The following is a 5,594-nucleotide window of genomic DNA, read 5'->3' as shown; positions in this document are numbered from 1 at the left end:
GCTGCGGGCCGAGGCGCTGTACCAGTCGGGAGACGTCGTGGGAGCGCTGAAGGCGATGGAGACGGACTTTTCCGAGGACGCGCGAACGGCCTTCCTGCGCGTGGAGGCCGCGCTCGGCGGCTCCGCCCAGCAGGGGGCTCTCGAGCTGGAGACGCTCCTCTTCCAGCGCTACTTCAGCCCGGCGCGCTGAAAAGGACTCTCATGGCCCGCTACATGTGCAAGCAGTGCAGTGCGGAATCCACGCTCTGGACGGGACAGTGCCCGGAGTGTGGGTGCGACCAGTCCATCACCCTGAAGTCCAAAGCGGACCCGATGGAAGGCCGTACGATATCCGGCCGCTACCGCATCCTGCGCAAGGTGGGCCATGGCGGCATGGGCTCCGTGTACCTCGCGGAGCAGCCGGGCCTGGGTCACAAGGTGGCGCTGAAGTTCCTCAACCCCGCCTTGTCGCAGGACGAGAGCATCGCCCGGCGCTTCCTCAACGAGGCCCGCAGCTACGGGCTGGTGGCGCACCCCAACGCCGTGGCGTTGCATGACTTCGGGCAGGACGAGGAGGGCAACCTCTTCATCTCCATGGAGTACGTGGAGGGCCAGGATCTCAAGACGCTGCTCAAGGCGGTGGGGCGGCTGCCCACGGGCGAGGCGCTCGACATCGCCCTGCAGCTCGCCGACGTGCTGGCGCATGCGCACTGGCAGAAGGTGGTGCACCGGGATCTGAAGCCGGAGAACGTCATGGTGCACCGCGGGCTGCGGGGCTACCACGTCAAGGTGTTGGACTTCGGCATCGCCCGCATCCTGGCGGATGGCGCTACGCGCTTGACGGATCAGGGCGTCGCCGCCGGCACGCCGCGCTACATGGCTCCCGAGCAGGTGCAGGGCAAGGAAGTGGACGCGCGCGCGGACATCTACGCGCTCGGGCTCGTCCTCTTCGAGATGCTCACCGGGACCACGGCCGTCAACGGCACCACGATCGCGGAGATCATGCACAAGCAGTTCCACCAGCCCACGCCGGCGCTGGCCGAGGTGCTGCCGGAACTGGACTCTCCAACCCTGAACGCCATCATCCAGAAGGCCACGGCGAAGGCGCCGGAAGCGCGCTTCGCCAGCATGGAGGAGTTCGCGGAGGCGCTCAAAGCGGCGCAGGGAAGCGCGAGCGTGTCGCGGCCGGTCCTGCGGCTGACGCCCACGCCCACGCCCTCCGCCGAGACGAAGCTGGCGGACGCGCAAGCGCCGCTGTTCACGCCCATCCCGGGTCCGCGGCCCCTGCCGCTCCTGGACTCGGAGGGGACCGACAGGACGGTCCTGTCCCAGCCCCATCCCATGCCGAAGGCGGGCTCGCGCATGCCCTCCACCGCGGTGATCGTGGGCGCGGTGACCCTGCTGGGCCTGGGCGCGGCGGTGGTGATTCGCTCCACGGGCGGGACGCCCCCTGCGTCTCAGGTCTCCGCGCCCGTGGCCCCCGGGTTGGACACTCCCGTGGTGCCGCTGTCGGCTCCGCCCGCTCCGGGCACGGCGGCGCCCTCGCGCGCCGCGGTACCGGGCCAGGGTGAGGCGCAGGGCGCGGGGCTGGATGGCGTGGACGATGTCCGCCGCCAGCTCCTGGCCGAGGAGATCTGGACCCGGGCCAATGCCGCCTTCCTCTCCGGCGACCTGGACACCGCACAGGCCATCCTGGACACCGTGCCGGGGGTGGAGAAGATCCAGCCCAAGGTGGTGCAGCTCCGGGAGGGGATCGCGGAGGTCTCGACGCTGCTGAAGCGGGGACGCTCCCAGGCCAAGGCGGGGGACTGCTCCGCCGCCATCCAGACCTACAACGCGCTGCTGAAACGCTACCCCCACGTGAGCGAGGCGAAGACGGCTCGCAGGGAGTGCCGGGACATGGAGCTTCCCGGCAGTCTCGAGTGAGGTGGTGGGGTCGTCAGGACGAGGTGGGCTCCTGACGACTCCCCGGGCGCCCCCGCGTGCCCGCTAGAACGTGAACGTGGCGCTCAGGTCCAGCCGGAAGTCCTTGCTCTCGGAGGCGTAGAAGCGCCGCGAGACGAAGTCCGTGCGGAAGTCGAAGTTGGGGTTGATCTCCGCCGGGTTGACCGTGGGATCCACCTCACCGCTGCCGTCCAGATCCTTGCCCATCTTCTCGTCGGTGAGCGCGTGGTCCGTGTTGTACAGGAACGTGCCCGAGCCCTTCAGGCCCAGCACGTCCGAGATCTGCACCTTCAGGCCGAGCTGGCCACCCACCTGCATGTAGTCGCCGGTCTGGAGCAGCTTGCGCAGCGCGCCGCTCAGCTCGTTGTAGTAGCGGCCCTCGGACACGTAGTTGGCGATGGCCCGCGCATCCAGCGTGAACTTGCGCGTGGGCTGGTTGTAGACCTGGACCTCCGAGCCGAACATCATTCCGCCCGTGTGCGGCGCCTGGATGCCCGTCTCCTTGCGATCCCACCCCGGGAGGTCGCAGTTGCTCGGCGTGCCGAGGCCCACGTTGGGGTTGTTGCAGTTGGAGTAGGCGCCTGGGCCGCGCACCGGCACCGTGTAGTGCACCTTGAAGTACGGCTCCGCGATTCCAATCCTCCGCGAGAGCGCCGTGTACATCGTGTACTTGTGCACCCGGTCCCCGACGCCGCCCCGCTCCTCCTTGCTCGTCACCACGCTCGGATCGAGCAGCGCCGCGGTGGGGGCCTCGTAGTCCAGCCCCAGCACCCAGTTGGGCTTGGTCTCGTCCTTGCGCTGGTTGAAGATGCCCCACGCCAGGCCGAAGCGCATGTTGCCCACGCCGCCGCGGAACGTCTCCAGCGGCACGTTGAAGAGCGGCTCCGTCCCCGTGCGCGTGAACGGGTTGCACCCCGGGGTCGTCAGCGAGCCGTTGGGCCGCAGGCAGTTGTTGATGATGCTGGAGGTGGCCGCGTTCGTCTCCGAGACGAAGCGCCACTCCTCGTTGCGCTGGAAGACGATGGGCAGGCCGAACGACAGCTCGACGTCGCGCGCGATGCCGATGGCCAGGTCGAAGTTCAGCCGCGGATCGTTCCCCGTGTACCAGAGCTCGTTGGCGTACTGCCGGGTTCCGCCCGACGCCTCGGGCAGCACTTCGCGGACGATCTTCGTGCGCCTGTGCGTATTCTCGAAGCCCACATCGATGAACATCCCGAACGGGTCATCGTCCTCGAAGGACGATGCGACGCGGGTGACATCCGCCGCGGTGGCGGCGAACGGCGCACCCAGCGTCAGCGCGGCGACAACGGCGCGAAGCCTCGACATCCGACCTCCGAACACACACCCTCGGGAGGCCAGGGTCGGCGCCTAACCCCCGAGAAATGTTGAGAAATTGTCGGGGGACGCTAGCTGCCGCAAGCAGGGGTGTCAAGAAACGAAGGGCTCAGCCGCCTGCCAGGGCGGTGCCGAGCAGCCCGTCCAGCCGGCGCAGCTCGGTGTCGAAGCTCGAGCGCTGCGTGGCCGCCAGCGAGCGCCGGTAGGTGCGGTGGCTCTCGTAGGGATCCAGCACGCGCTCGTCGCCGGCCTCGAGCTGGTAGTGCAGGTGGGGCGCGAAGGAGCGGCCACTGTTGCCACTGCGGCCCAGCACGGTGCCCACGGCGAAGCGGTCGCCCACCTTGAGCGAGCGGGGCAGCTCGTCCATGTGCAGGAAGAGGGCGCGGCGGTGCTTGCCTCCCACCTCCTCGAGCTCGATGCAGTTGCCGTTGTAGCGGAAGCTCCAGTTCTTGCGGCGGACGATGCCGGTGAAGGGCGCCTTCACGGGGGTGCCCACGGCCGTCTTGAAGTCCACGCCCTTGTGCCGGCGGCCATCGCGCAGCAGCGACGTCACCTGCTCGTAGTCGTCCAGGGGCGAGTTCTCCAGGCGCAGCTCCAGCTCCTCGCCGCTGGGCAGGTAGTAGCGGGGGCTGGTGTCGCCCGCGGGCTGGAAGCGGTAGGCGCGGTGCGTCTGGCCCGTCTTGTTGCTGGTGAAGCGCACGGCGTGCACGAGCGGCTCCTCGCCGGGGCGCACCTCGTAGAGCACGTCCATGGTGTCCCCGCGGCGGATGTCACCCGGCACGTCCACCCACCAGACGAGGGTGCGCGTCACCACCTGGGCGAGCGCGGGGCCCACCTCGGGGCCGGCGGCGGCGACGACCGCCGTCTCCAACGGACCGTCAATGCGGATGGCGGCGCGGGACAGCCCGGCGCTCTTGAGCGGATCCGCGACGAGGGGGGCGGCGGCCGTGGGGGCGGCGGCGTTCGTCGGAGCAGTGTTGGCGGCGGTGGGAGTCGCGCCCGCGTCCTCGGGCCCGAGGGCCACGGGCGTGGTGACGGGCTGCTCCACCTGGACGGCGACCGCGGCGGGCTGCTCGGAGACGAGCCGCTGCTTCCACCACCACACGCCCCCGGCGCCCAGGCCGAGCAGCAAGGAGATGACCATCACCGGCCCCAGAGGGCTCTTCTTCGGTTGAGGTCCGAGGGTGGGAAGAGGCGGCCGCATTCATGCTCCCAGAGTCAAAAGGGTTGTGGCCGGGACCGAACCGATGGTTGCGCGGCGATATTTCGCCCGCGTGGCTCAGTCGTCGATGCCTTCGTCCCGCCCATCCTGGGCGGTCGTGTCCCGCAGGCCGAACTCCTTCATCTTCGTCTGGAGGGACTTGCGGCTGATCTGCAGCAGCTTGGCTGCTCGCGTGACGTTGCCGCCCGTCTCCTCCAGGGCCTTGGTGATGAGGTCCTTCTCCAGCTCGGCCGCCTTCATGCGGACGATGTCCTTGAGGCCACCCTCTCCCGAGGGAGTGGCCTCCAGGGTGGCGGCCGAGAGAGCGGGCGCCGCCTGGGTCGGGCCCTGGCGCATCGGCTCGGGCAGGTCCTTCGCGGTGATGTGAGGCCCGTCCGCGAAGAGCAGCACGCGCTCGATGAGGTTCTCCAACTCGCGGATGTTGCCGGGCCAGTTGTAGGCCTGCAGCAGCGCCATCGCGTCGTCGGCGATGCTCTCGATCTTCTTGTTGAGCTTGCGGTTGTACTTCTCCACGAAGTGCCCCGCGAGCATGGGCACGTCCCCGCGGCGCTCGCGCAGCGGCGGCAGCACGACGGGCACCACTGCCAGCCGGTAGTACAGGTCCTTGCGGAAGCGACCGGCTTCGATCTCCGCCTGCAGGTCCCGGTTGGTGGCGGCGATGAGGCGCACGTCCACGCGCGTCGTCTTGATGCCGCCCACGCGCTCGAACTCGCCCTCCTGCAGCGCGCGCAGCAGCTTCACCTGCATCTCGACGGGGATTTCTCCAATCTCGTCGAGGAAGAGGGTGCCCCCGTCGGCCAGCTCGAAGCGGCCGGGCTTGGAGGTGACGGCGCCGGTGAAGGCCCCGCGCTCGTAACCGAAGAGCTCGGACTCGATGAGGTTGTGGGGGATGGCGGCGCAGTTGATCTTGATGAAGGGCTTGTCGCGGCGGCTGGAGGCCCCGTGCAGCGCGGAGGCGATCAGCTCCTTGCCCGTGCCGCTCTCGCCGGTGATGAGGACGGTGGACGGGGTGTCCGCCACCTTGTCGATGATCTTGAAGACCTCGTGGAGCTGCGGCGACTCGCCGATGATGGCGGCGCGGGCCTTGGCGTCGGCGCGCACCGAGCGCTGGGCG

Annotated in this window: 4 protein-coding genes and 1 pseudogene; 2 read left to right on the top strand and 3 right to left on the bottom strand. The window is 69.3% G+C overall.

Features of this window, described 5'->3' with window-relative positions:
• Window positions 1-190 (top strand): annotated as a pseudogene (locus VF697_RS42285) (hypothetical protein); the annotation flags it as partial.
• Between the two features lie 122 nt (window positions 191-312).
• Entirely contained in the window at window positions 313-1,905 is a 1,593-nt protein-coding gene (locus tag VF697_RS42280; RefSeq protein ID WP_331104286.1) for a serine/threonine-protein kinase, read from the top strand.
• Window positions 1,906-1,968: 63 nt separating this feature from the next.
• Here VF697_RS42280 and VF697_RS42275 read toward each other — a convergent pair whose 3' ends face one another.
• From VF697_RS42275 to VF697_RS42265, 3 genes are all read right to left on the bottom strand, one after another.
• The gene (locus VF697_RS42275; RefSeq protein WP_331104285.1) at window positions 1,969-3,249 is read right to left on the bottom strand and encodes a hypothetical protein; all 1,281 of its coding nucleotides are present in this window, start codon (window positions 3,247-3,249) and stop codon (window positions 1,969-1,971) included.
• A gap of 118 nt (window positions 3,250-3,367) precedes the next feature.
• Window positions 3,368-4,402: a M23 family metallopeptidase gene (locus tag VF697_RS42270; RefSeq protein WP_331104289.1), complete on the bottom strand. Its 1,035-nt coding sequence runs from the start codon at window positions 4,400-4,402 to the stop codon at window positions 3,368-3,370.
• 135 nt (window positions 4,403-4,537) lie between these two features.
• The coding region (locus VF697_RS42265; protein ID WP_331104283.1) for a sigma-54 interaction domain-containing protein at window positions 4,538-5,594 on the bottom strand (1,057 nt) is incomplete at its 5' end.

Source organism: Archangium sp., from assembly GCF_036388035.1.
Classification (GTDB): domain Bacteria; phylum Myxococcota; class Myxococcia; order Myxococcales; family Myxococcaceae; genus Archangium.
Note: the sequence above shows the minus strand (reverse complement) of the source record. Positions and strands in the feature narration are given on the sequence as shown.